The sequence below is a fragment of the Prosthecobacter sp. genome (genome assembly GCF_034366625.1).
GTDB lineage: Bacteria > Verrucomicrobiota > Verrucomicrobiia > Verrucomicrobiales > Verrucomicrobiaceae > Prosthecobacter.
This window is the reverse complement of the sequence record NZ_JAXMIH010000023.1, coordinates 462,290-484,231: the sequence shown is the minus strand read 5'-3', so window position 1 is coordinate 484,231 and position 21,942 is coordinate 462,290. Positions and strand designations below refer to the sequence as shown.

The 21,942-nt window shown below is 61.2% G+C and carries 22 protein-coding genes; 20 read left to right on the top strand and 2 right to left on the bottom strand.

The annotated features are described in order from the left end of the window. Window positions 1–23 precede the first annotated feature (23 nt). The 12 genes from U1A53_RS22590 to U1A53_RS22535 all read left to right on the top strand — a co-directional run bounded on the left by U1A53_RS22590 (window position 24) and on the right by U1A53_RS22535 (window position 13,938). A complete protein-coding gene (locus tag U1A53_RS22590; protein ID WP_322284129.1) occupies window positions 24–1,304 on the top strand; it encodes an efflux RND transporter periplasmic adaptor subunit in 1,281 nt (426 codons plus the stop codon). A 12-nt stretch (window positions 1,305–1,316) separates the two neighbouring features. Beyond that, the gene (locus tag U1A53_RS22585) at window positions 1,317–4,499 is read left to right on the top strand and encodes a CusA/CzcA family heavy metal efflux RND transporter (protein ID WP_322284128.1); all 3,183 of its coding nucleotides are present in this window, start codon (window positions 1,317–1,319) and stop codon (window positions 4,497–4,499) included. Continuing rightward, window positions 4,496–5,839: a sulfite exporter TauE/SafE family protein gene (locus U1A53_RS22580; RefSeq protein ID WP_322284127.1), complete on the top strand. Its 1,344-nt coding sequence runs from the start codon at window positions 4,496–4,498 to the stop codon at window positions 5,837–5,839. The genes U1A53_RS22585 and U1A53_RS22580 overlap by 4 nt, the downstream gene beginning before the upstream one ends. Before the next feature lie 70 nt (window positions 5,840–5,909). Further along, a complete protein-coding gene (locus U1A53_RS22575) occupies window positions 5,910–6,170 on the top strand; it encodes a helix-turn-helix transcriptional regulator (protein ID WP_322284126.1) in 261 nt (86 codons plus the stop codon). A 186-nt stretch (window positions 6,171–6,356) separates the two neighbouring features. Further along, complete coding sequence (locus U1A53_RS22570) at window positions 6,357–6,659, top strand: hypothetical protein (RefSeq protein WP_322284125.1); 303 nt, start codon at window positions 6,357–6,359, stop codon at window positions 6,657–6,659. Next, window positions 6,656–7,447, top strand: a complete 792-nt coding sequence (locus U1A53_RS22565; RefSeq protein WP_322284124.1) for a hypothetical protein — start codon at window positions 6,656–6,658, stop codon at window positions 7,445–7,447. The genes U1A53_RS22570 and U1A53_RS22565 overlap by 4 nt, the downstream gene beginning before the upstream one ends. A 123-nt stretch (window positions 7,448–7,570) precedes the next feature. Continuing rightward, complete coding sequence (locus U1A53_RS22560) at window positions 7,571–7,981, top strand: hypothetical protein (RefSeq protein ID WP_322284123.1); 411 nt, start codon at window positions 7,571–7,573, stop codon at window positions 7,979–7,981. A 99-nt stretch (window positions 7,982–8,080) separates the two neighbouring features. Then, window positions 8,081–9,019 (top strand): HlyD family efflux transporter periplasmic adaptor subunit, encoded by a 939-nt coding sequence (locus U1A53_RS22555; protein WP_322284122.1) that lies wholly within the window; start codon window positions 8,081–8,083, stop codon window positions 9,017–9,019. Continuing rightward, window positions 9,016–10,230, top strand: a complete 1,215-nt coding sequence (locus U1A53_RS22550; protein ID WP_322284121.1) for an ABC transporter permease — start codon at window positions 9,016–9,018, stop codon at window positions 10,228–10,230. The genes U1A53_RS22555 and U1A53_RS22550 overlap by 4 nt, the downstream gene beginning before the upstream one ends. Continuing rightward, window positions 10,227–10,931, top strand: a complete 705-nt coding sequence (locus U1A53_RS22545) for an ABC transporter ATP-binding protein (protein ID WP_322284120.1) — start codon at window positions 10,227–10,229, stop codon at window positions 10,929–10,931. The genes U1A53_RS22550 and U1A53_RS22545 overlap by 4 nt, the downstream gene beginning before the upstream one ends. A gap of 132 nt (window positions 10,932–11,063) precedes the next feature. Next, window positions 11,064–12,116 (top strand): Fic family protein, encoded by a 1,053-nt coding sequence (locus U1A53_RS22540; RefSeq protein ID WP_322284119.1) that lies wholly within the window; start codon window positions 11,064–11,066, stop codon window positions 12,114–12,116. A gap of 85 nt (window positions 12,117–12,201) precedes the next feature. Then, the gene (locus U1A53_RS22535; RefSeq protein ID WP_322284118.1) at window positions 12,202–13,938 is read left to right on the top strand and encodes a hypothetical protein; all 1,737 of its coding nucleotides are present in this window, start codon (window positions 12,202–12,204) and stop codon (window positions 13,936–13,938) included. A gap of 49 nt (window positions 13,939–13,987) precedes the next feature. Here the strand turns inward: U1A53_RS22535 and trxA are convergent, their stop codons facing one another. Next, entirely contained in the window at window positions 13,988–14,446 is a 459-nt protein-coding gene (gene trxA / locus U1A53_RS22530; protein ID WP_322284117.1) for a thioredoxin, read from the bottom strand. Between the two features lie 85 nt (window positions 14,447–14,531). Here trxA and U1A53_RS22525 point away from each other — a divergent pair, with 85 nt between their 5' ends. The 4 genes from U1A53_RS22525 to U1A53_RS22510 are packed head-to-tail and all read left to right on the top strand — an operon-like array spanning window position 14,532 to window position 17,068. Further along, the gene (locus U1A53_RS22525; RefSeq protein ID WP_322284116.1) at window positions 14,532–15,764 is read left to right on the top strand and encodes an FAD/NAD(P)-binding oxidoreductase; all 1,233 of its coding nucleotides are present in this window, start codon (window positions 14,532–14,534) and stop codon (window positions 15,762–15,764) included. Window positions 15,765–15,810: 46 nt separating this feature from the next. Further along, complete coding sequence (locus U1A53_RS22520) at window positions 15,811–16,122, top strand: TusE/DsrC/DsvC family sulfur relay protein (RefSeq protein ID WP_322284115.1); 312 nt, start codon at window positions 15,811–15,813, stop codon at window positions 16,120–16,122. A 30-nt stretch (window positions 16,123–16,152) separates the two neighbouring features. Continuing rightward, on the top strand, window positions 16,153–16,674 hold the full coding sequence (locus U1A53_RS22515) for a DsrE/DsrF/DrsH-like family protein (RefSeq protein WP_322284114.1): 522 nt from the start codon (window positions 16,153–16,155) through the stop codon (window positions 16,672–16,674). A gap of 1 nt (window position 16,675) precedes the next feature. After that, window positions 16,676–17,068 (top strand): hypothetical protein, encoded by a 393-nt coding sequence (locus U1A53_RS22510; RefSeq protein ID WP_322284113.1) that lies wholly within the window; start codon window positions 16,676–16,678, stop codon window positions 17,066–17,068. Here U1A53_RS22510 and U1A53_RS22505 read toward each other — a convergent pair whose 3' ends face one another. Further along, the gene (locus U1A53_RS22505; protein WP_322284112.1) at window positions 17,069–17,830 is read right to left on the bottom strand and encodes an ABC transporter ATP-binding protein; all 762 of its coding nucleotides are present in this window, start codon (window positions 17,828–17,830) and stop codon (window positions 17,069–17,071) included. 83 nt (window positions 17,831–17,913) lie between these two features. On the opposite strand from U1A53_RS22505, the gene U1A53_RS22500 reads away from it, so the two are divergent. From U1A53_RS22500 to U1A53_RS22485, 4 genes are read left to right on the top strand one after another with little or no spacing between them, the layout of a single operon-like run. Next, window positions 17,914–18,687 (top strand): metallophosphoesterase family protein, encoded by a 774-nt coding sequence (locus tag U1A53_RS22500; RefSeq protein WP_322284111.1) that lies wholly within the window; start codon window positions 17,914–17,916, stop codon window positions 18,685–18,687. Window positions 18,688–18,699: 12 nt separating this feature from the next. After that, window positions 18,700–20,307, top strand: coding sequence for a hypothetical protein (locus U1A53_RS22495; RefSeq protein ID WP_322284110.1), 1,608 nt, complete (start codon window positions 18,700–18,702; stop codon window positions 20,305–20,307). Beyond that, window positions 20,307–21,353, top strand: a complete 1,047-nt coding sequence (locus tag U1A53_RS22490) for a hypothetical protein (protein WP_322284109.1) — start codon at window positions 20,307–20,309, stop codon at window positions 21,351–21,353. The genes U1A53_RS22495 and U1A53_RS22490 overlap by 1 nt, the downstream gene beginning before the upstream one ends. A 14-nt stretch (window positions 21,354–21,367) precedes the next feature. Then, a complete protein-coding gene (locus tag U1A53_RS22485; protein ID WP_322284108.1) occupies window positions 21,368–21,937 on the top strand; it encodes a hypothetical protein in 570 nt (189 codons plus the stop codon). The last annotated feature ends 5 nt before the right edge of the window (window positions 21,938–21,942 follow it).

The window sequence follows — 21,942 nt, the reverse complement described above, 5'->3', positions numbered from 1 at the left end:
ACCCCTTTCAAACTCACCCCTTCATGAACTACAAAGCCATTCTCAATGCGGCCCTCATCGCGCTGCTCCTCATCGGCGGAGCTTATGCGGCCAAACGCATCCTCGGCATCGAACTCAGCAGCCACGAGCACGCGGAAGGTCACGGCGCGGCCCCCGCAGCCGATGATCCCAGCAAGCGACGCGGCCCGCACGGAGGCCGCTATTTCGGCGAGCCGGACTTCGAGTGCGAAGTGCAAATCTACGAGCCGGAAGGAGTCACGCCTGAGTTCCACGTTTACTTCTACAAGAACGGTCAGCCATATCAGCCCGACGACGTGAAGATCGTCGCCAAGCTGGAGCGAATCAACCGCACCGACACCATCACGTTCAAGAAAGAGGCGGACTACTACATCGGCACGCCCGTGGTCGAGGAGCCGCATTCCTTCCACGCCTTTGTGAATGTGCAGCACGCCGGAAAAAGCTACGAGTGGAAGTTCGACTCCATCGAAGGCCGTGCCGAGATGCCGGATGAAATCCTCGCCCGTGCTGGCGTGGAAATGGTGAAGGCAGGCCCGGCCAAGATACGCCAGCGACTCAGCCTGCGTGGCCGTGTGCAGCTCAATGAGCAAACGCGCACCAGCATCATCCCGCGCTTTGAGGGCATCGTGAAAGCGGTGAACAAAAACCTGGGCGACGTGGTGAGCAAAGGCGATGTCCTCGCCACGGTGGAGAGCAACGACAGCCTCCAGACCTACGAGGTCAAAGCCGAGATCGCAGGCACCGTGATCGAGAAAAGCGTGAAGCTCGGCGAGTTCGCGGACAATCAGCGCACGCTCTTTGTCATCGCCGATCTCAGCAATGTGTGGGTGGACTTCATCGTCCATCGCAAAGACTTCCCGCTGCTCAAAGCCGGGCAGGCCGTGGCCATCCATGCCGACGAAGGCATCGAAAGCGTCGAGGCCACGCTCAGCTATCTCTCGCCCTTCAGCGCCGAAGGATCGCAGACCATGATGGCCCGTGCCGTGGTGCCGAATGCCAAGGGCGAGCTGCGCCCAGGCTTGTTCGTCACTGGCGATGTCGTCTATGAGGAGGCCGAGGTGCCCGTTGCCGTGAAGGCCAGCGCTTTGCAAAACTTCCGCGACTGGGATGTCGTCTTTGTGCGCGTAGGCACTTTGTTTGAAGCCATGCCTTTCGAGATCGGACGCCGCGATGCCGAGTGGATCGAAGTCAAAGCGGGCATCCCCGCAGGCATCTCCTACGCCGCTGAGAACAGCTTCATCATCAAAGCTGACGTGATGAAATCCGGTGCCACCCACGACCATTGATCCACCGCCGCCATGATTGATTCCATCATCCAGTTTTCCATCAAGCAGCGCTGGGTCATCCTGCTGCTCGCGCTCGGCACCGCCATCCTCGGTGCCTACAACTACACCCGGCTGCCCATTGATGCCGTGCCGGACATCACCAACGTCCAGGTGCAGATCAACACCGAAGCACCCGGCTACTCACCGCTCGAAGTCGAGCAGCGCGTCACCTTCGCCGTGGAGAATGCCATGGGCGGCCTGCCGCACCTCGACTACACCCGCTCCGTCTCACGCTACGGCCTTTCACAAGTCACGGTCATCTTCAAAGACGGCACCGACATCTACTTCGGACGCCAGCTCATCGCCGAGCGTTTGCAGGAGGTGAAAAGCAAACTGCCGCCCGGCCTGGAGCCGAGCATGGGGCCGATTGCCACCGGCCTTGGAGAAATCTTCATGTTCACCGTCACTGCCGAACCATCTGCACGAAACGAGGAAGGCAAAGCCTACACACCCACCGACCTGCGCACCATCCAGGACTGGATCATCAAGCCACAGTTGCGAAACATCCCCGGCGTCATCGAGGTGAACACCATTGGCGGCTATGAGAAGCAGTTCCACGTCACGCCTGATCCGAACAAGCTCGTCACCTTTGATGTCACGCTGCGCCAGCTCATGGAAGCGCTCGACCTGAACAACGCCAACGTCGGCGCGGGTTACATCGAAAAGAATGGCGAGCAACTGCTCATCCGCGCTCCAGGTCAGGCCGAGGGCATCGAAGACCTGCTCAACATCATCGTCGCGCATCGCGATGGCACGCCCATCCTCGTCAAAGACGTGGCTGAGGTCGTGCATGGCCGCGAACTCCGCACTGGCGCGGCAACCGTGAATGGTGAGGAAGTCGTGCTCGCCACCGTCTTCATGCTCGTCGGTGAAAACAGCCGCACCGTCTCCAGCCGCATCGCTGCGAAGCTGGTGGATGTGAACCGCTCCCTGCCGGAAGGCGTGAAGGCCAACGCCGTCTATGACCGCACCACACTCGTGGACTCCACCATCGAGACCGTGAAGAAGAACCTCTTTGAAGGAGCCACGCTCGTCATTGTCATCCTGTTTCTACTGCTCGGAAACTTCCGCGCCGCGCTGCTCACCGCCTGCGTCATCCCGCTTTCGATGCTGCTCACCATCACCGGCATGGTCAGTGCCAAAATCAGCGGCAACTTGATGAGCCTCGGCGCTCTCGACTTCGGCATCATCGTCGATGGGGCAGTCATCATCGTGGAGAACTGCATCCGGCGTCTTGCCGAGGAGCAGCATCGTCATGGCCGCTTGCTCACCAAAGCCGAGCGCTTCGAGATCGTCTTCGCCGCCACCCGCGAAGTGCGAAAGGCCAGCATCTTCGGCGAACTCATCATCATGGTCGTCTATCTGCCCATCCTCACGCTCACCGGCATCGAGGGGAAGATGTTCTTCCCCATGGCCTTCACCGTCCTCGCCGCGCTGGGCGCTGCCATGATTTTGTCCGTGACCTTTGTGCCCGCCGCCGTCGCCATCTTCCTCGGTGGCCGCATCAGCGAAAAAGAAAACATCCTCATCCGCACCGCCAAGGCCATCTATGAACCCATGCTGCGTGCCGCCATCGCCGCTCGCGGTGCCGTGGCTGCTGCTGCCGTCATCCTCGTCATGCTCTGCCTGCTGCTCGCTTCCAGAATGGGCAGCGAGTTCATTCCGAAATTAGACGAAGGCGACTACGCCCTGCACGCCCTGCGCATCCCCGGCACAAGTCTAACCCAAGCGGTAGAGATGCAGCGCACTCTGGAGTCCAAGCTGAAAACAATCCCCGAAGTGAAGGAAATCTTCACCAAGATCGGCACCGCCGAGATCGCCACCGACCCTATGCCACCCAGCGTTGCGGATTGCTTCATCATGATCAAACCGCGCAGCGAATGGGCCAACCCCCAAATGCCAAAATCCGAACTGGACGACAAAATCATGGCAGTCGCCAAATCCGTCCCCGGCAACAACTACGAGCTGCTCCAGCCCATCGAAATGCGCTTCAATGAACTCATCGCCGGTGTCCGCAGCGACTTGGCCGTGAAGGTCTTTGGCGACCAGATGGAAGTCATGGAGGAGACCGCCGGGCAGATCGAAGACGTGCTCAAGCAAGTCCCCGGTGCCGTCGATGTGAAGCTGGAGCAGACCACCGGCCTGCCCGTGCTCACCATCGCCATCGACCGCCCCATGATCGCCCGCTATGGCCTGAACATCGCCGACGTGCAGGAGGTCATCGAGATCGCCATCGGCGGCAAAGAAGCCGGACAAATCTTCGAGGGCGACCGCCGCTTCGCCATCCTCGTGCGCTTGCCTGAAAAGCTCCGCACCGATCTCGAAGCTCTGAAACGCCTGCCCATCCCGCTGCCACAAAGAGCCGTCAATCTGACTCGCATCGCCTACCAGCCGAAAAGCAGCGTCGCCACCGCCGATACCATCCCGCTCGGCGAGTTGGCCGAGTTCACCCTCGCTCCCGGCCCGAACCAAATCAGCCGCGAGAACGCCAAGCGCCGCGTCGTCGTCACCGCCAACGTGCGCGGACGCGACATCGCCAGCTTTGTCGGCGAAGCACAGAAACGCATCGCTGAGGAAGTCACCGTGCAGCCCGGCTACTGGGTCAGTTGGGGCGGACAATTTGAAAACCTCATCTCCGCCAGCCATCGTTTGAAGATTGTCGTCCCCGTCGCACTGCTGCTCATCCTCATGCTGCTGTTCAGTGCCTTCGGTTCCGTCAAAGACGCGCTGCTCATCTTCACCGGCGTGCCCATGGCTCTCACTGGCGGCATCATTGCGTTGTGGTTGCGTGACATCCCGCTGTCCATCTCCGCCGCCGTCGGCTTCATCGCCTTGTCCGGTGTGGCCGTGCTCAATGGCGTCGTCATGATCAGCTTCATCAGGAAGCTCATCGAAGACGGCATGGGCATTGATGCCGCCATCCTCAGCGGCTCCCTCACCCGCCTGCGCCCCGTGCTCATGACCGCCCTCGTCGCCAGCCTCGGCTTCGTCCCCATGGCCCTCGCCACCGGCCCCGGAGCCGAAGTCCAGCGCCCCCTCGCCACCGTCGTCATCGGCGGCATCCTCAGCTCCACGCTGCTCACGCTTCTCGTCCTGCCAGCGCTCTACCGCATGTTTAACCGCGTCACCTCACGCAAAGAAATCCCATCCTCATGAGCAACTTCACCGACTACCTCGCCAGCGGCCACGCCTGGCTTTACGTCCCCGTCGCCATCCTGCTCGGTGCCTTGCATGGGCTGGAGCCGGGACATTCCAAAACGATGATGGCCGCCTTCATCATCGCCATCCGTGGCACCATCTGGCAGGCGGTGCTGCTCGGCCTCTCCGCCGCCATCTCCCACTCTTTACTCATCTGGGTGCTGGCCGCACTGGCCCTGCATTATGGCGGACAATGGAACGCGGAGCACACCGAGCCGTATTTCCACCTCGCCTCCGCCGCGATGATCTTCGGCCTCGCTGTGTGGATGTATCTCCGCACGCGGCGGGAAGTCGCCGAAGCCCACGCGCACGATCACCGCGATGGTCACGAGCACGGTCACTCGCATGAGCACGACACGCCACCGGCCAAATCAGATGAACCTGATCAATGGCAGGCGCATTCGCACTCTCACGACACCGCCACCGTAGCCCCACGTCTGCTTGTGGGTGAAACGATGACCCAGAGCGGCCTCATCCTACCCGCTGGCATGGCCGCTCCCTCTGCCGCTCCGTCTCGCAGCACCAAGCAAGGTGCGCATGGCGGCATGTTGCTCGATACCGGCCACGGCTGGCTGGAGGTCTGCATCTTTGAAACCGGCGTGCCTCCGCGCTTTCGCATCTATCCCTGCAAAGCTTCCGGTGAGGCCGTGCCGCTGCCCAAAGGCACGCAGCTCGGCATCGAAACCGCCCGCCTGGATGGCCGCACGCAAAAGTTCGCCTTTGAGCCACGAGACACCTTCTGGGAAGCCACCAGCGAGCTGCCGGAGCCGCACGAGTTTCTTGCTGTCATCAGTCTCGGTCACAGCGACCACGCCCACACCTATCGTCTGCGCTTCACCGAGGAGCATCACGGTCACAGCCATGCCCCCGTTGCCGTCGAAGAACCCGAAGACGACGGCGTGAAATACCAAGACGCTCACGAACGCGCCCATGCGCAGGACATCGCCAAGCGCTTCGCCAACCGCACCGTCACTACGCCGCAGATTGTCTTGTTTGGCATCACTGGCGGCCTCATGCCTTGTCCTGCTGCCTTCACGATCTTGGTCGTGTGTCTTCAAATCAAAAAAGTCGTCCTCGGCTTCGCCCTCGTTGCCGCCTTCAGCTTTGGCCTCGCCTTGACCATGGTCACCGTCGGAGCCCTCGCCGCGTGGAGCATCAACCACGCCGAGAAGCGCTTCAGCGGCTTTGGCGACTGGATGCGCCGTGCGCCCTACATCTCCTGTGCGCTGCTCGTCCTCCTCGCCGCCTTCATGGCATGGCAGGGCTGGCAGGGACTTTCCCAGCCGCACCCGCACTGATTCAGCCAAGCCAACTCACCCCCCAACGGAGGCACCATTTAATTATCAGCCTACTTGCCCAGCGAGCGTCATGCCCTCGATACCTGACAACCACGAAGCCCATGATTACGCCGAGCGCATCCGCAAGCGGCTGCCGCGCAAGCTCCAAGAGCTGCGGGAAGCTTGCGGCTTGAGCAAGTATGCACTGTGGCAGAAGACCGGTGTTTCGCGCGACATGATTGGCCGTATCGAGGGTGGCGACTCCATTCCCACGTTCCACGTCGGGGCACGGCTGGCGTATGGCGTGGACAAGACACTCCAGGAGTTCATCGGCACGATGGAGGATGAGTAGGCGGAGACCGTCCGACATGTCGGACTAACGCACCTCGCGGGGGCTGTGCTCCAATCGCGGCCATCAGACCCGATGCACGCGATGATTGCCCTCTCCCTCAAAACAGCCCACCTCCCGATGCCGGGAACGCCGATTTGCCCTCCAGCGCGGGCTTTCCCAGACAAAACGGCAGGGTTTGGCCCTGAAATGCCGCCCCCATTTCGTTCGGGGGCGGAGTTCCGCGCTGCGGGGGCAGCGCTGAGCGGCGCGGGGGCGGAGTTCCCGCTGCGAGCGACGCCCCCATTCGGCGCGGGGGCGGAGTTCCGCGTCCTGGGGGTGCCGATGAGCGGCACGGGGGGACCGCTGCCGCGTTCGGGGGCCGCCCCCATTTTATGGAGCGCCGCCCCCGGCGCATCCACCGCTGCCCCCGCCTGCGCCAGCGACGCCACCATTCCAGCCAGCGCTGCCCCCGCGAGGCACATCAACCCACCCAAAACCGCCAAGCCATGAACTGGGACACCGGAACCTGGGACAGCGGGCAATGGGATCAACAGACGCCGTCCGAATACTTTCAGTCCAAACCTAAACAACACACTAAAATGAAACGACAAGACTACTACCCAAGCCGTATCGGCGACCAAGTAAACTGGCTCGACAACTACGCCGTGAAACTCCCCATCCACGGAGCCACCCTCGGCGTCATCGCTGCCGACATCACCGCCAGCGTGAACGACGCGAAATATGCCAACTACGTTCTCGGCACCTGGCTCAGTGCCGTGCGGAACTTCTCGCCTTCCACCACCGACGCCGTCGATGACGTGCTCACGGGTGCAGGCACGGTGGCGATAGTTCTGCCCACCTTCACCGCACCCGCCCTGCCCGCTGGCGTCACCGCCACGCTGCCCGGTGTGCTCACACGCATCTTCGCCCTCATCGCGAAGATGAAACTCTCCCCTGGATACACCGAGGCCATCGGCACCGACCTCGGCATCGTCGGCTCCCAAGCCACGGAGAAGGCCGTGCCGAAGTTCCTCGCGGAGTTGCTGCAAGGCAGCGGCTGCCAGTGCGTGAAGCTCACCTTCTACAAATACACCCACATGGGTGTGTATATCGAAAGCCGTCGCGGCACGGGTGCCTGGGAGTTCATCGCCATCGACACCGAGAGTCCCTATGAAGATGAGCGACCGCTGCTCGTCGCAGGCACACCCGAAGTGCGCGAATACCGCATGCGCTTCTGGGACAAAGGCACCCCGAACGGCGACTGGACCGATGTGGTGAAGGTGACGGTGTCCCCGTAGCGCCGGAGGCGCTGTTTGCGGTGGTTGGCAATGGCTGAAGGGCGCTACACGCCGTTGACCGTTGTTTTGGAACCACTGCAAACAACCGTCAACCATCGTCAACAACTGCCAACTACTACAGCCATGCCTTTCGATCCGAATCTCCCCGCGACCAACTCGCCGAACTCATCGGCAGAGATGCGCAGCCAGCTCACCAGCCTCAAAGCGCTGATCGACGCCATCCTCACGATCACCGCCGCGCAAGTCGATGGCGTGAACACCCTGCCACCCGGCAATCCCGCCAGTGTGAGCCTGAGTGTCACTGGCAACACCCTCCACTTCACCTTCGACATTCCACAAGGAGACATCGGCCCGACGGGTGAAGTGACCACCAATGACATGAACACCGCGATCTCCAACGCTATCAGCGGCACCAGCAACAACACCAACAGCGTGAGCACGCTGGGTCAGAGCGCGGACTTCAATTACAGCCAGAGCCAGATGCAGGACGTGCTGAACAAATTGGATGAGTTCATCAACGCGGCGCGGCGATAGAACGATTTTCATCTGATGAGGCCCTTGCTGCATTGCGCTCAAGATTGGTTGTGGATTTCTGCGCGACAGCGCAGGCCTGAGGGACATTGTTGAGTCCTGATGAAACTCCCATCTCTTCTCCGCCGCATCCTGCCATGGCTCATCGTGGCGGGGATCGCGGGCTTCGCGGTTTATAAACTCAACGTTAAACCTGCCGAGGTCATCGTGGCGAACGTGGCTCAAAACACCAACGCCGATGAAGTCATGGGCACGGGCACACTGGAGGCGCGGGTGAAGACGACGGTGAGCGCACGCATTCAGGAGCGGCTGGCGGAAGTGCTGGTGGATCAGGGTGACAAGGTGAAGGCGGGGCAACTGCTCGCGCGGCTGGATGATGCGGAGATCAAGCAGCAGGTGGCCATCGCGGAGGCGACGCTGGCGGCGGCGCGACAAACGGCGGAGCGTGTGAGCGCGGATCTGGCACGCTCGGAAGCGGTGCTGGCGCAGGCGCGGCTGGATCACAAGCGTTTGATGGGCCTGCTGGCCTCCAACGCGGTCTCGCAGATGGACACGGACAAAGCGGTCGAGGCGCTGCATGTGGCGGAGGCGGATCTGAAGCGATCAAACGCGGCCATTGCGGAGGCGCAGGGCCAAGTGCTGGTGGCGGAGAAGACGCTGCTGTATCGCAAGGAGCAGATGGCCTTCACGCAGATTCACGCGCCTTATGACGGGCTCATCATCCGGCGTGATCGCGATCCGGGCGACATGCTGGTGCCGGGCGGAGCGCTGATGGAGATCATCTCGCTGGATGAGATCTGGGTGAGCGCATGGGTCGATGAAACGGCGATCTCCAAAGTCGCGGCGGGACAAATGGCGCGCATCGTTTTCCGCTCCGAGAGCGACAAAAACTATCCCGGCATGGTATCGCGCATCGGACGTGAGACGGATCGCGAGACGCGCGAGTTCCTCGTCGATGTGCGCGTGAACGAGCTGCCGAAGAACTGGACCATCGGCCAGCGGGCGGAGGTTTACATCCAAACGGAGCAAGCGCGACCATGAACCTCGCCGTCCGCGACATCCGGCACAACGCGGGCCGTTTTGTGTTCACCACGGTGGGCATCGGGCTGCTGCTCATGATCGTGATGGGCATGGGCGGCATCTATCGCGGACTCATTCATGAGGCCACGCTGCTGGTGGATCGCGTGGGCGCGGATCTGTGGGTCGTGCAGGGCAGCACGCGCGGGCCGTTCGCGGAGATCTCGCGGATTTCAGCCAGCCTGGAGGATCGCGTGCGCGCTGTGCCGGGCGTGGCGAGAGCGCGGCGCTTCGTGTCGCACACCATCCAGCGTGTGCATCGCGGCAGGCCGCTGCGCATGGTGGTGCAGGGGCTTTCGTGGCCTGATGATCGTGGCGGGTGGATTCCGCTCGTGGCGGGGCGCGCACTGCGGCAGGCGCACTATGAAATGATCGCCGATGTGTCGCTGCGGCTGCCGCTTGGAGAAAAAATCACGTTAGGCAAAGACGCGTATGAAGTCGTGGGACACACACAGGGCATGGTCGGCTCCAGCGGTGATGGACTGGCGTTTTTCACCGTGAGTGATGCGCTGGCGATTCAATTCGATGTGCCCGGCGAGGCCGTGCGTTTGGAACGCGCGGCGCGGCGTGCGCGATTGGAAAACATCGAGATCGGCCGTCTGCAACCGCTGCTGCTCGACCGCGCGGCCGGGCCATCGAGCAGCATCCCCGCGCTGTCGAAGCCGCAGGTCAGCGCCGTGCTCGTCAGCCTGCATCCGGGCGCGGATGCTGCCGCAGTGCGCGCCACGCTGGGCAACTGGCCGGACATCACGGTGTATTCCACGCAGGAGCAAAAAGACCTGCTGCTCTCCGGCATGGTGGACAAGGCGAAGCGTCAGCTCGGCCTCTTCCGCGTGCTGCTCATCATCATCTCCACCATCATCATCGCGCTCATCATTTACACGCTCACGCTCGACAAGATCCGCGACATCGCGCTGCTGAAGCTCATCGGCGCGCGCAACCGCGTCATCGGCGGCCTCATACTCCAGCAATCGCTGCTCATGGGCGCTTTTGGTTATGTGCTCGCCTGGTGGATCGGCCAGTTCGCCTTCCCGCGCTTCCCACGGCTCGTCGTCATCGAAACGACGGACCTGATTTCGCTCGGCTTCATCGTCCTCGTCATCTCCACGCTCGCCAGCCTGCTCGGCATCTGGAAAGCCCTGCGCGTGGAGCCCAACACCGTCCTCTCCGCATGAGCACGCCCGCCATCGAAGTCCAGCATCTGCGCAAAGTGTATGGCAGCGGCCACACCGAAGTCATCGCCATCCGCGATGCCACGCTGAGCATCGCACGCGGCGAGATCGTCGGCATGCTCGGCCCCAGCGGTAGCGGCAAATCGACCATCCTCACCGCCATGGCGCTGATCAATCCGCCCACCTCCGGCCAGGTCGCCATCAACGGCACGCCCGTGCTCGATGGATCAAAAGCGCTCGTCGATCTGCGCGCCTTCCGCCGCCAGCACCTCGGCTTCGTGTTTCAAAAAGCAAATTTGATCCCCTTCCTCACCGCCTTGGAAAACGTGCAGATCGCCCTCGAAGTGAACGACACCGCGCCCAAGGCCGCGCGTCAACGCGCCATGGAGTTGCTCGACTACCTCGGCGTCGCCGAGCGTGCCAATAACCTCCCCGTCGCCTTGTCCGGCGGCGAGCAGCAGCGCGTCGCCGTGGCCCGCGCTCTCGCGAACAATCCCAGCCTCATCCTCGCCGACGAACCCACCGCCGCTCTCGACAGTCATCGCGGCCGGCAGGTGATGGAACTCTTCGCCAAAGTCGCCCACGAGCGCAACGCCGGCGTCCTCGTCGTCACCCACGACCACCGCACGCTCGATGTCTTCGACCGCATCGTAGATGTCGAAGACGGCGGCATCACCGAGCGTCCCCTTTTGCCGCCGAAGTGATCGCTGCGGGCTTTCCGTTGGGGAGGTTGTTCGGAAGTGAAGGAGGGACCGGATGTGTGTGAAACGGCCCGAATTGGACATAAATGGACTGAATTGGACTGGAAAATGGACATTTGGAGGCGAAACTCACCCATGTCCCCGGTCCTGCCAGATTCCATCCCCATCTCTGCCGAGATGCTACGGCTCGTCAGTGAGATCGACGAGTTCAAGGGGCATTGGCGCACCTGGCAGTCGCTCACGCCCGACCGTCTCCAAGGCCTGCGCCGCGTCGCCACCATTGAGAGCATCGGTTCCTCCACCCGCATCGAGGGCTCACGCCTCAGCGACCGCGAGGTCGAGGCGTTGCTAGGCCGCCTGGAGACAAAATCCTTCGCCACACGCGATGAGCAGGAAGTCGCTGGCTACGCCTTCGTCATGGAGCAGGTCTTTGCGCACTTCAGCGAGATCCCGCTCACCGCAAACATGCTGAAGCAACTCCATCGCGACCTCCTTCAATACAGCATCAAAGACGAGCGCCATCGCGGCGAGTGGAAGTCCCTGCCGAACCACGTCGCCGCCTTCGATGCCGATGGCCGCGAGCTGGGCATCGTCTTCGAGACCTCCAGCCCCTTCGACACGCCCGCTCACATGGACGCCCTCCTCGACTGGCATCGCCGCGCCGAGGCCGACACCGGTCTGCACCCGCTGCTGCGCATCGGCATCTTTGTGGTCGTCTTCCTCGCCGTGCATCCCTTTCAGGATGGCAATGGCCGCCTCTCTCGCATCCTCACGACGCTGCTGCTGCTTCGCGCCGGTTACGGCCATGTGCCCTACAGCTCGCTGGAGAGCATCGTCGAGCAAAACAAAGAAGCCTACTACCTCGCCCTCCGCCGCACGCAGACCACATGGCGCGAAAGCAGCGCCGACTGGCCTGCCTGGCTCATGTTCTTCCTCCGCAGCATCCGCCACCAGATCACCCGCCTCCAGCAGCGCCTCGACGCCAACCGCCCACAGCTCTCCCCGCTCGCCCGTCAACTCGCCGCTCTCTTCGAGACGAGAGAAACCCTCACCAACGCCGAAGCCGTCACCCTCACCGGTGCCAACCGCTCCACGCTCAAAGCGAAGTTTACGGAGCTTATTTCCGCCGGGCTCGTTGAAGCGCACGGGAAGGGACGCGGAGTGTTTTATGCGAGGAAACTTTCGTAGCCTCCAAGGCCACCGATTTCGGATAGGTTAATTTGCCAAGCCCCAGATCAACAACAAGACTCAGGTCACTATCGGCCGCCCCTCCATGCACCTTCCGAAACACGATTTGCAATCACTCAATGAGGCGACTGTCTTTCTCCTTCAGGCGTGGTGCGAGCTATTCGCTCATGATACTCCAGATACATGCCAGCCCCGCATCTTCCACACAGGCCACTTGGTATCAGAATTGCTGGCAGTAGCAGAACAAGCTATCGAGACACGAAAGTTTTTGAAACACTTCGAGGCCGTTCGCCTAGAACTCCAAACATCGATCGAAAAGGAAACGGCATTTTTAGGACGGATGCCTCAATACAATTGGTTGCTGCGGCAGCTAGCAAACGAGCAAGACCCCGCCAAAGCAATCGTTCAAGCGCGTATCCTCGAAGGCAAGGTTTCTGAGTATGAAAGCACTTCAGTCCAGGCGCTACGCGAAGCCGTCGCGGAGCTGCCAGCTAAGAAGGACAAGGCGTTCGAGACTTTGACGCGCTTCGCCAGCGTGGTGATCCGCTCAGGGCGAACGCCACGCGAATGTCTTGATTTTGTAACTGACTGCTATTGGCAATCCTCACCTCAAGAGGTGGTTGAAGGCTTGATCGACTTTAGTTCTCCATCACCGCAAATGTTCGACTGCTACTTTTTGTTGAAGGGTGCCGAGCCCGACTGCTTTGGTGCTCTGCAGGCAGTGGGGTTCAGTGTGGATGGCAACGCAGGCACTTTGAGTAAACCGCCCCGACAGCTAGCGTCAGATGAAGTGTATCTCGTAACGCGCCAAGAATCCTCTGTGCCAGGAGTTGCCGTGCAACAAGCGGCATCCCGGCTGCGCCGAGTCATCGACGTGTTCAATTTCCATCACAACAGCCCCCGGCTTCGTATCGAGACGACAGCATTCGCACGGGCTCCGACTGGCAATCAGTGGCAAATCCCTTTGAGCGACGTCGCATTGAGACGCCTTCATCCACGAAAGAATGCCGCGAGACTAACACAAGAGCTAGTGAGTAACCCCACAGCTCTGAATCAGTTGAGTGACCGAATCCTAAATGCCCTGGAGCATGCATCTCTGGCTCAAGCCTCGGCAAATCCAAGGGTCCAACTTGTGAGCATGTGGGCTGCACTTGAGTGCTTGGCCGGCCCACAAGATTCCCGTTCTATTCTCGACCACGTTGTTGATGCCATTCTGCCAATAGTCATTCTCCAGCGAAGCGAAAAAACCGTTCGTTACCTTGGCATCGCACTCCGATCCCTTTGGATAAGGCAACCTGATCAAATTCTCGGCAGTGGCTTTCCAAACTCCAGAAAGTTTATTTACCCGGAAGAATTGCTGATCACGCTCTGCAAGCCCGAGAAGCACCCTGACATCACCGCACTTCTATCGTTTGCGGCTACCAATCCGCTGCTCTGCAACCGCCTCTTTACGACATGGAAGCTGTTCAGCAGTCCGCAGAATCTGGCACATAAGCTTTCCAGCGCTAGACGAACGATGGAGTGGCACTTTGCAAGGATATATCGGGCTCGAAACCTCATCGTTCATCAAGGGGTTGAGATGCCACACTTGCCCTGGCTGCTTGATCATCTTCACTATTACTTCGCAGCAGCTTGTGGCCGGGTTCTTGATGCCCTCAAAGCCAATCCCTCCTGGGGAATTGACGAAGCTCTAGCGTCGTGGAAGAGCAAAAGTGACTATCTCGTTCACGGCCTTGAGAAGCATCCAGACAAGTTGCGAGTCGGAGACATCATTCGTGCACCTGAGATCCTCGGCGATAATTGCCCGTGGAGTCATCTCTGAGTGGCATCAAGATGCCTTCAAAGTTGTGAAATTTAAGAGGAAGTGACGCTCAACTCTGCCGCATCCAGGCCAGCAGTCGTGCTGCAGGCTGGAAGCCGCTCGTTTGAGCGGTGACTTTGCCGTTGCACATCAGCGCGAAGGCGGGGATGCCCTGGATGCGGAACTGACTGGCGATTTGCTGCTGCTCGTCGGTGTTCACTTTGATGAAGAGGGCCTCGCCAGCGGCTTGGGCGGCGGCTTTGGCGAACTCGGGGGCCATCATCTGGCAGGGGCCGCACCAAGCGGCCCAGAAGTCGATCACGACGGGCAGCGGGCTTTGAGAGATGAGCGCGGCAAAGGCGGCGGGGCTGGTCATTTCGACCGGAGCCGCGACCAAGGGCAGGTCGGCTTTGCAGGTGCCACAGCGGCCTTGCTGGCTGACTTTGGCGTAGGCGATGCGGTTGGCGGTGCCGCAGGTGGGACAGGGCAGGATGATGCCGCGTTCGTCGGATTCGAGGTGATGGCTCATGGAGGACAAGATCGGAGGAGAGTTAAAACTTGCATATACGCATACGCTCATATAGCAGTTTGGCAAAGACAACCTTTCAACCACCATGAGCAAGCATTTACTGATCCTCGGCGGCGGCACCGCTGGCACCATGATGGCGAACCATCTGCGCCGACGCCTGCCCGCGTCTGAATGGCGCATGACGGTGGTGGATCGCTCGGAGAAGCATCTCTACCAGCCGGGGTTTTTGTTTCTGCCCTTCGGCAAGTATGAAGAGAGCGACATCATCCGGCAGACGCGGGACTTCATGCCGCGTGATGTCGAGTTCATCCAGGCGGAGGTGGATCAGATCACACCCGAGAATCATGCGGTGGCACTGAAGGACGGGCGTGAGTTGACATATGACCTCCTCATTGTCGCCACCGGCTGCCGCACGGCCCCGGAGGAGACCGCAGGCATGCTGGGGCCGAAGTGGCATGTGAACGTGCATGATTTCTACACGCTGGATGGAGCGCGGGCTCTGCGTGACAAACTGGCGGACTTCCAAGGCGGTCGCGTGGTGGTGCATATCAACGAAATGCCGATCAAATGCCCGGTGGCCCCGCTGGAGTTCACCTTCCTTGCCGACACATTTTTCCGGGAGAAAGGCATCCGCGACAAGGTCACACTGACCTATGTGACGCCGCTGTCGGGAGCCTTCACGAAGCCGAAGGCGTCGAAAAAGCTCGGACATCTGCTCGGAGACAAAGGGATCGAGCTGGTGACAGATTTCGTGGCCGAGAAGGTCGATCAGGAGAACAACAAACTGGTCTGCTTCGACGGCCGCGAGGTGCCCTACGACCTGCTGGTAACGATCCCGACGAACATGGGTGATGAAGCCGTGCGCCGCTCGGCGCTGGGCGATGACTTGGACTACATCCCCACGCACAAACACACGCTGCAATCGCTCAAGTATTCCGATGTCTTCGTGATTGGCGATGCGACCAACCTGCCCTCCTCGAAAGCCGGTTCCGTGGTGCATTTTGAAAGCGAGACACTGGCAGATAATGTGCTGCTCTACATCCAAGGCAAGCCGCTGAAGGAGGAGTTCGACGGCCACTCGAATTGCTTCATCGAATCCGGCAACGGCAAGGCGTTGCTCATCGACTTCAACTACGAGTATGAACCGCATGAAGGGAATTTTCCCTTCGCTTTCGGCCCCATGAAGCTGCTCGAAGAGTCCCGCCTCAACCACTTCGGCAAGTTGGCCTTCCGGCATGTGTATTGGAACGTCCTGCTGAAAGGCTGGCCGCTGCCGGGCATCAGCCGACAGAAGAAAAAGCCCGCGTTCGCGGAATGACGAATGACGAATTCAGAATGACGAAACTATTATCCGAACCACCACCATGAAAAAGACCATCGCAGGAAGTGAAATCGACGTAAATGAGGAAGGCTACCTCACCAACGCGTCACAATGGAACGAAGCCATCGCCGCCGCCATCGCAGTAGAGGAAAGTGTGGGGCCGCTGACGGACGCGCACATGAAAGTCATCCGCTACCTGCGCGAGCAGCAGGCCAAGGGCGCGGCGCTCACGATCCGCGGCATGGGCAAGAGCGGCGTGGTGACGACGAAGGAGTTGTACGATCTGTTCCCCGGCGGGCCGCTGAAGAAGTCCTCGAAGATCGCCGGCATTCCAAAACCAGTTGGCTGCATCTGATGAACTTGAAACCTGAAACTTGAAACTCTTATGTCCGACGACAAACAACCCATCAAGAAAATATCCATCATCGTGAGCCGAGGCTCGCTGGATGGGATTTACCCGGCGCTGATCATGGCGAATGGCGCGCGCATGGAGGGCATCGAAGCGTCGCTGTTTTTCACGTTCTTCGGCCTGAACGCGCTGGCAAACAAGACGCTCGACCATTTAAAAGTCGCCACCGTCGGTAACTCCGCGCTGAATATGGCCATGCCCATGCTTGGCCTGCCGATGACGATCCCCTTCCCAACGGTGATGGGCGCGATTCCAGGTGTGTCGGCTTTTGCCACGCATCTCATGAACAAGGAGATGGAAAAACTCGACATCCCGCCCGTGCGCGAGTTCTTGGAACTCATCTCCGACTCCGGCGGCAAGATCTATGCCTGCAAGCTGGCGATGGACATGTTCAAGCTGAAGAAGGAAGACCTCATGGACCGCGTCGATGGCGTGCTGACCGTGGGCCAGTTTTACGAGGAGTCAGCCGGAGTGGGAACGCACATCCTTTTCACCTGAGATGGCCGCGATCAGCAATGACCCGGCCCGCTGTGAGGTGATGAACCTCGGCTACGGACCACAAGGCCACGGCCCGTATCTTGTGCGCCAGGAGGGCTACGAACCGGGCAGCAGCACCTTCAAGCCGCAGCGCTTCATCCTGCAAAAAGATGGCCGCTGGCTGCTCAACCTTGGCTTTGTCATGCTGCCGGAAGCTGAACAGGAGAAACAGCTCTTCCACCACCTGACAGAGGTTTTGCTCTTTCTCGACGGTCTCAGCGACAAACCCGTCCAAGCCGACGGAAAACTGCCTCCGGGGACCGACGCCAATGAAATCATGGCGCACTTCGAGCAATGCACTCATCGCATTCTTCGGGGCATGCGCTCATGCAACGTGACGCCAGCGCGGGAATGATCACCACTGCAAGGTCGTCACGTCCACGCGCTGCTCGTTGTGGATTTCCTTGACGATGTGACCGTCGGACAGATGCAGCACGCGGTCGGCCATGGCGGCCATGGCGGCATTGTGGGTGATGACGACGGTCAGTGTCCCGAGTTCGCGATTGATGCGCTCAATGGCCTCCAGAACAGTGATGCCGGTGGTCACATCGAGAGCGCCGGTCGGTTCGTCACAGAGCAGGACCTCGGGTTTTTTGGCGATGGCACGGGCGATGGCCACACGCTGCTGCTCGCCGCCGCTGAGCTGCGACGGGAAATGATCGAGCCGATGGCTGAGGCCGACACGATCTAACGCATCCTCCGGCTTCATCGGGTCCGGGGCGATGTCGGTGATGAGGGCGACGTTTTCGCGAGCGGTGAGGCTGGGGATGAGGTTGTAGAACTGGAACACGAAGCCAACGCAGTTGCGGCGGAACTGGGTCAACGTGCGTTCGCCGCCGCCGGAAAGATCCCAGCCCTTGTAGCGCAAGGTTCCCGCCGTGGGGATGTCCAGCCCGCCCAGGATGTTCAGCAGCGTGGATTTGCCACTGCCGGAGGCACCGAGCAGCACCACCAGCTCCCCGGGGTGGAAATCGAGATCGACGCCCTGCAGCGCCACCACATCGAGCTCGCCTGTGTGATACACTTTGCGCAATCCCCGGGCCTCAAAGATCGGCTGGGTGGCAGCGAGCGCGTGTTTGGGAGGTTTTTGATCGAGGGTCTGCTGGTGGCGGGGCATCCGCACATCTTGCATGGCGAAAGTCATTGTGCCATCACGATGATCGGTGGTTGCGTCCGGCGTTCCTCGCGCAAGAATGGCGGATGCCCATTCTGGTCAGCGACGACGCCCCCGACATCCACACGTCGAGGGTTCGATTGTCCCCACGTGAACGCACCCGCGGGCGCACCCTGGTCATTGGCGACATCCATGGCTGTTCGACGGCGCTGGAACTGATGCTGGAGGAGCTGTCACCTCAGAGTGATGACGTCGTTGTGACTTTGGGCGACTATGTGGACCGTGGACCGGACACACGCGGCGTGCTGCACCACCTGCTGGAACTGGAAAAGCAGACCCAGCTCATCCCGTTGCTCGGCAACCACGAAATCCTCATGCTCGACGCCCGCAACAACCACGTCGATTCCGATTCCTGGTACGGCGTGGGTGGTCGGCAGACGATGCAGTCCTACGGTTGCATGGATGCTCCTGACTGGAACGCCATCCCGCAGGAGCACTGGGACTTTCTCAGCCAGCGCCTCCGCCGCTGGCATGTGACGGACACCCACATCTTCGCCCACGCCAATGTGAACGCCATGCTCCCCATGCCGGATCAAAGCGATGACTGGCTGTTCTGGCGGCGGTTTGATGACTCTCATCCGCATTTCTCCGGCAAGACACTGATCTGCGGCCACACCGCGCAGAAAGACGGCCTGCCCCGCATCTGGCCCGGCCGCATCTGCCTCGACACCTGGGTGTATGGCGAAGGCTGGCTCACGGCGCTGGATGTCGGCACGGAGACCTTTGTGCAGACCAGCCAGCGTGGCGAAGTGCGGCGCCTCCGTTTCGACGAGGTTCGCATGCTCACGGAAAAAGAATGATCCCCACCCGCCATGACTCGCGCGCGCTGGACTCTTTCCGTTGTGACTCTGCTCGTGTTCTGGCTCATCGGCGCGTTGATCTTCGTGCCACGCATGCAGCGTGATCTTGAGGCTGCCGCTCAGAGCACGCTCGCACAGCAGGCCACGCTGGCACAACGTCTCGGCAGGCTGCACCTCGCCTTCGATGGCCAGCAGGCGCATCTCACCGGCAGCGTGCGCACGATTCAGGACCGCCTCACCATCGAAGCTGCCGTACGCGACCTCGTGAGCGCGCCCACACCGCTGACCGGCTGCCTCGGCCAGCGCCTCAATCCCGTCAGCGCCGTGATCAACGAAGTCGAAGTCGCCCCCTACCCGCCTGGCTGGTTGCTATTGGCCGCCACCGGCATACGCGCCCGACTGCTCGGCACCGCCGCAAACGATTACGAGGCACGTGACCTAGCGCACAGCGTGCAGGAAAGCTGGAGTGCGAAAGGCGGCATGGCCGAGGGCACGCCCGGCACCGATGGAGACAACCACGACGAGGTCGCCAACGTCTCCACCACGCTGCGCGGGGTTCCCCCGCCACAGCCAACCGCACAGGCCCACCTCGCCCGTATCGGCCAGCCATGGCAAGAAATGTCGCTCAGCAAAACAGACGAGGCGCTGCTCGCTGAAGCACGCACCCTCGGCGTCAGTGAATCTGAATGGCGGCAAAACGTCCTGCCCGTTCTGCGCGAACTGCGCGGCACGCTCAAGCAGCAGCACCTCGCCGAAGCCGAAAGCACGCGCCTGGCCGGACTGCCGCCAGGCCACCTCTTCATCGCAGCACGCGATTCCCAGGTCATCCTGCGCGGTGAAGTCGGCTCCGTGACGATGAAACGTGCGATTCTCGATGAAGCCCTAGCCGTCTTCGCCCCACGCCGTGTCCATGATGAGATCCGCGTCAGCCCGCAGCGCCGCCCCACTGGCGACTTCGGCCCCATCACCACCGCCTTGCTGCCTTCAGGAAAAGAAAAAAATGCCCGCTCCTTCTTCCTCGGCCTCGGTGGTGATGCCTGGAAGCCGGTGGACTGGCAGATCGCCGCTGCTGAGCAGTCCTGGAAAAAAGAACTCCCCGCCGGACTCGCCCCCGCCCTGCTGCAACACGACAGTACCACACTCACCGGCTGGCTGCAGGATGACGGCACCCACACACCGGCTCCATCCCTTCAACCCGAGCCCGCCGTCATCACCCTCGCCCTGTTCGGCTCGAAGGCCGTCCTCGCCGGCCAGATCGCCGAAGAATCCGTGCGCGCGCAGCTCATTGCCGCCGCACGTCAGGCCTACGGCCCGCGCATTCTTGTCCTTAGCGACGGTGTCCGTGTGCGTGGCAACTGCCAGCCAGCCAGCAACATCCTCCACACCCTCAAAAGCCTTCCGCCACCTCCCTCCGCCGGCAGCGCGGGCGTCCTCGCCATCGCCACCCCCGGCAGCACCTGGACGCACATCTCCGTCACGCAGGAGCTGATCGAAGCAGGCGGCCTCGCGAAATCTACCCAGCTACCTGCCGGCATCCCCGCCGGTCTCATCGAAGAACTCTCCGCTGAAGCCATCGAACAGCTCCGGCTGCATCTTTCCCATCTCCCAATTTCCCGCTGATGTCCTCCACCCTCTGGCTGCTGCTCTACCTCGCACCGCTGCTCGGCCTCACCGCCGCAGTGTTCGCCTGGTTTGGCTGGCACTGGCGCGGCAGCGACATGCAAAAGCAGCTCAAGGAGCTTGAGACTCCAATCGATAACACCCGAAACACCCTGCACCATGCCGAGGCCCATGCCCGGCATGAGCAGACCGAGAACGAACTGCGCACCCTGCGTGATGATTTGAAATCCGCTCGGGCCGAAACCCTCCGATGCGAGGACGAAACCGCCAAAGCACGCGAAACCGCCCTGGCGCTCGAAACGGAAGTGGCAAAACTGCTGCGTAACCTCGATCACCTGCGCACTGAGCGCGATCACCTCCGCACTGAGCGTGATCAGACGACCACCGCCCTCACGACCGCGCAGGCTGAACTCGATCACCTGCGCAGTTCCCTGCCAATCGCTCAGGAGGCTGCCCCAGTCTCCCTGCCCATCGGAACCGAAGTTCCCGCCAAACCCAAACGCAAACGCACCACCCCCGCCAAACCCAAAACGACAGCGCCAGCCGGTCCCACCACGCTTCGCGAAAAAATCGCCGCGCTCGAAACCCGGCTCGCCGCAGAGCTGTCCTCCATCGCCACACTCACCCAGGAACGTGACGACTGGCAGCGCCGCATCAGCAAACTCGAAGGCAAAACACCCGCCGATCCCGCCGGACTCCGCTTGGCGCGCCGCAGCCTGGCCGACAGCGAAAAACGCCTGCTCACCGCCACCAGCGAGGTTGAACGTCTGCAAAATCAGACACGCGTGCTGCATCGCACCGAAGAAAAAGCCGCCGCGCTCGCCCACGTGCCTGACGACGACCTCACGCAAATCAAAGGCATCAAAAAAGTCATCAGCGAGCAGCTTCGCGCCCACGGCATCCGCACCTGGCGGCAGATCGCGCAATGGGATGACGACGAACTGCGCGCCTTCAGCGAACTCCTGGCTTTCAAAAGCCGCGCCACCCGCGAACAATGGAAGGAGCAGGCCCATGCGCTGCACGAAACCGCCCGCGCTTCTCATTGATCATTCATTTCCGCATGTCCGCCTTTTCACGTCTCACCACGCTGCTTCTTCCCCTGCTCATCGCCTCCTGCGTCAATCTCGGCACTCCTGCGGAGCGTCAGAAAAAGGCCCGGCGTCTCAGCCTCGATCTCCAGCAGCTCAGTCCCACGGTCAATGCCCGCGAAGCCGACCAGCTCGCCCTCACCGCCATCGAAACCTCCGCCGAACTCGCGCGTGATTTCAAGCCGCTGCGCTTTCCGTGGATGAACAACGGCCTCGTCAACACCGGGCTGCGCAAACGCGGCCTCTGCTACCAGTGGCGTGACGATTTGTTCCCCTTTCTTCATCGCTTGAATCTGAAAAGCATGGACCTGCACCTCACCTCGGCGCGGCGCACTCAATTGCTGGAGCACAACGGCATCGTCGTCACCGCCAAAGGCCAGCGTTTTGAAGAGGGCATCATCCTCGACCCCTGGCGTCACTGCGGCGTTCTCGCCTGGGCGAAGGTTGCCAAAGACCGCTATCCGTGGAAACCGCTGCCGCGTGAACTCACGCCGATGGTGCTGCGACCGCTGCTGATGCCGGAGCCTTATCTCTCACGCTGAGGCAA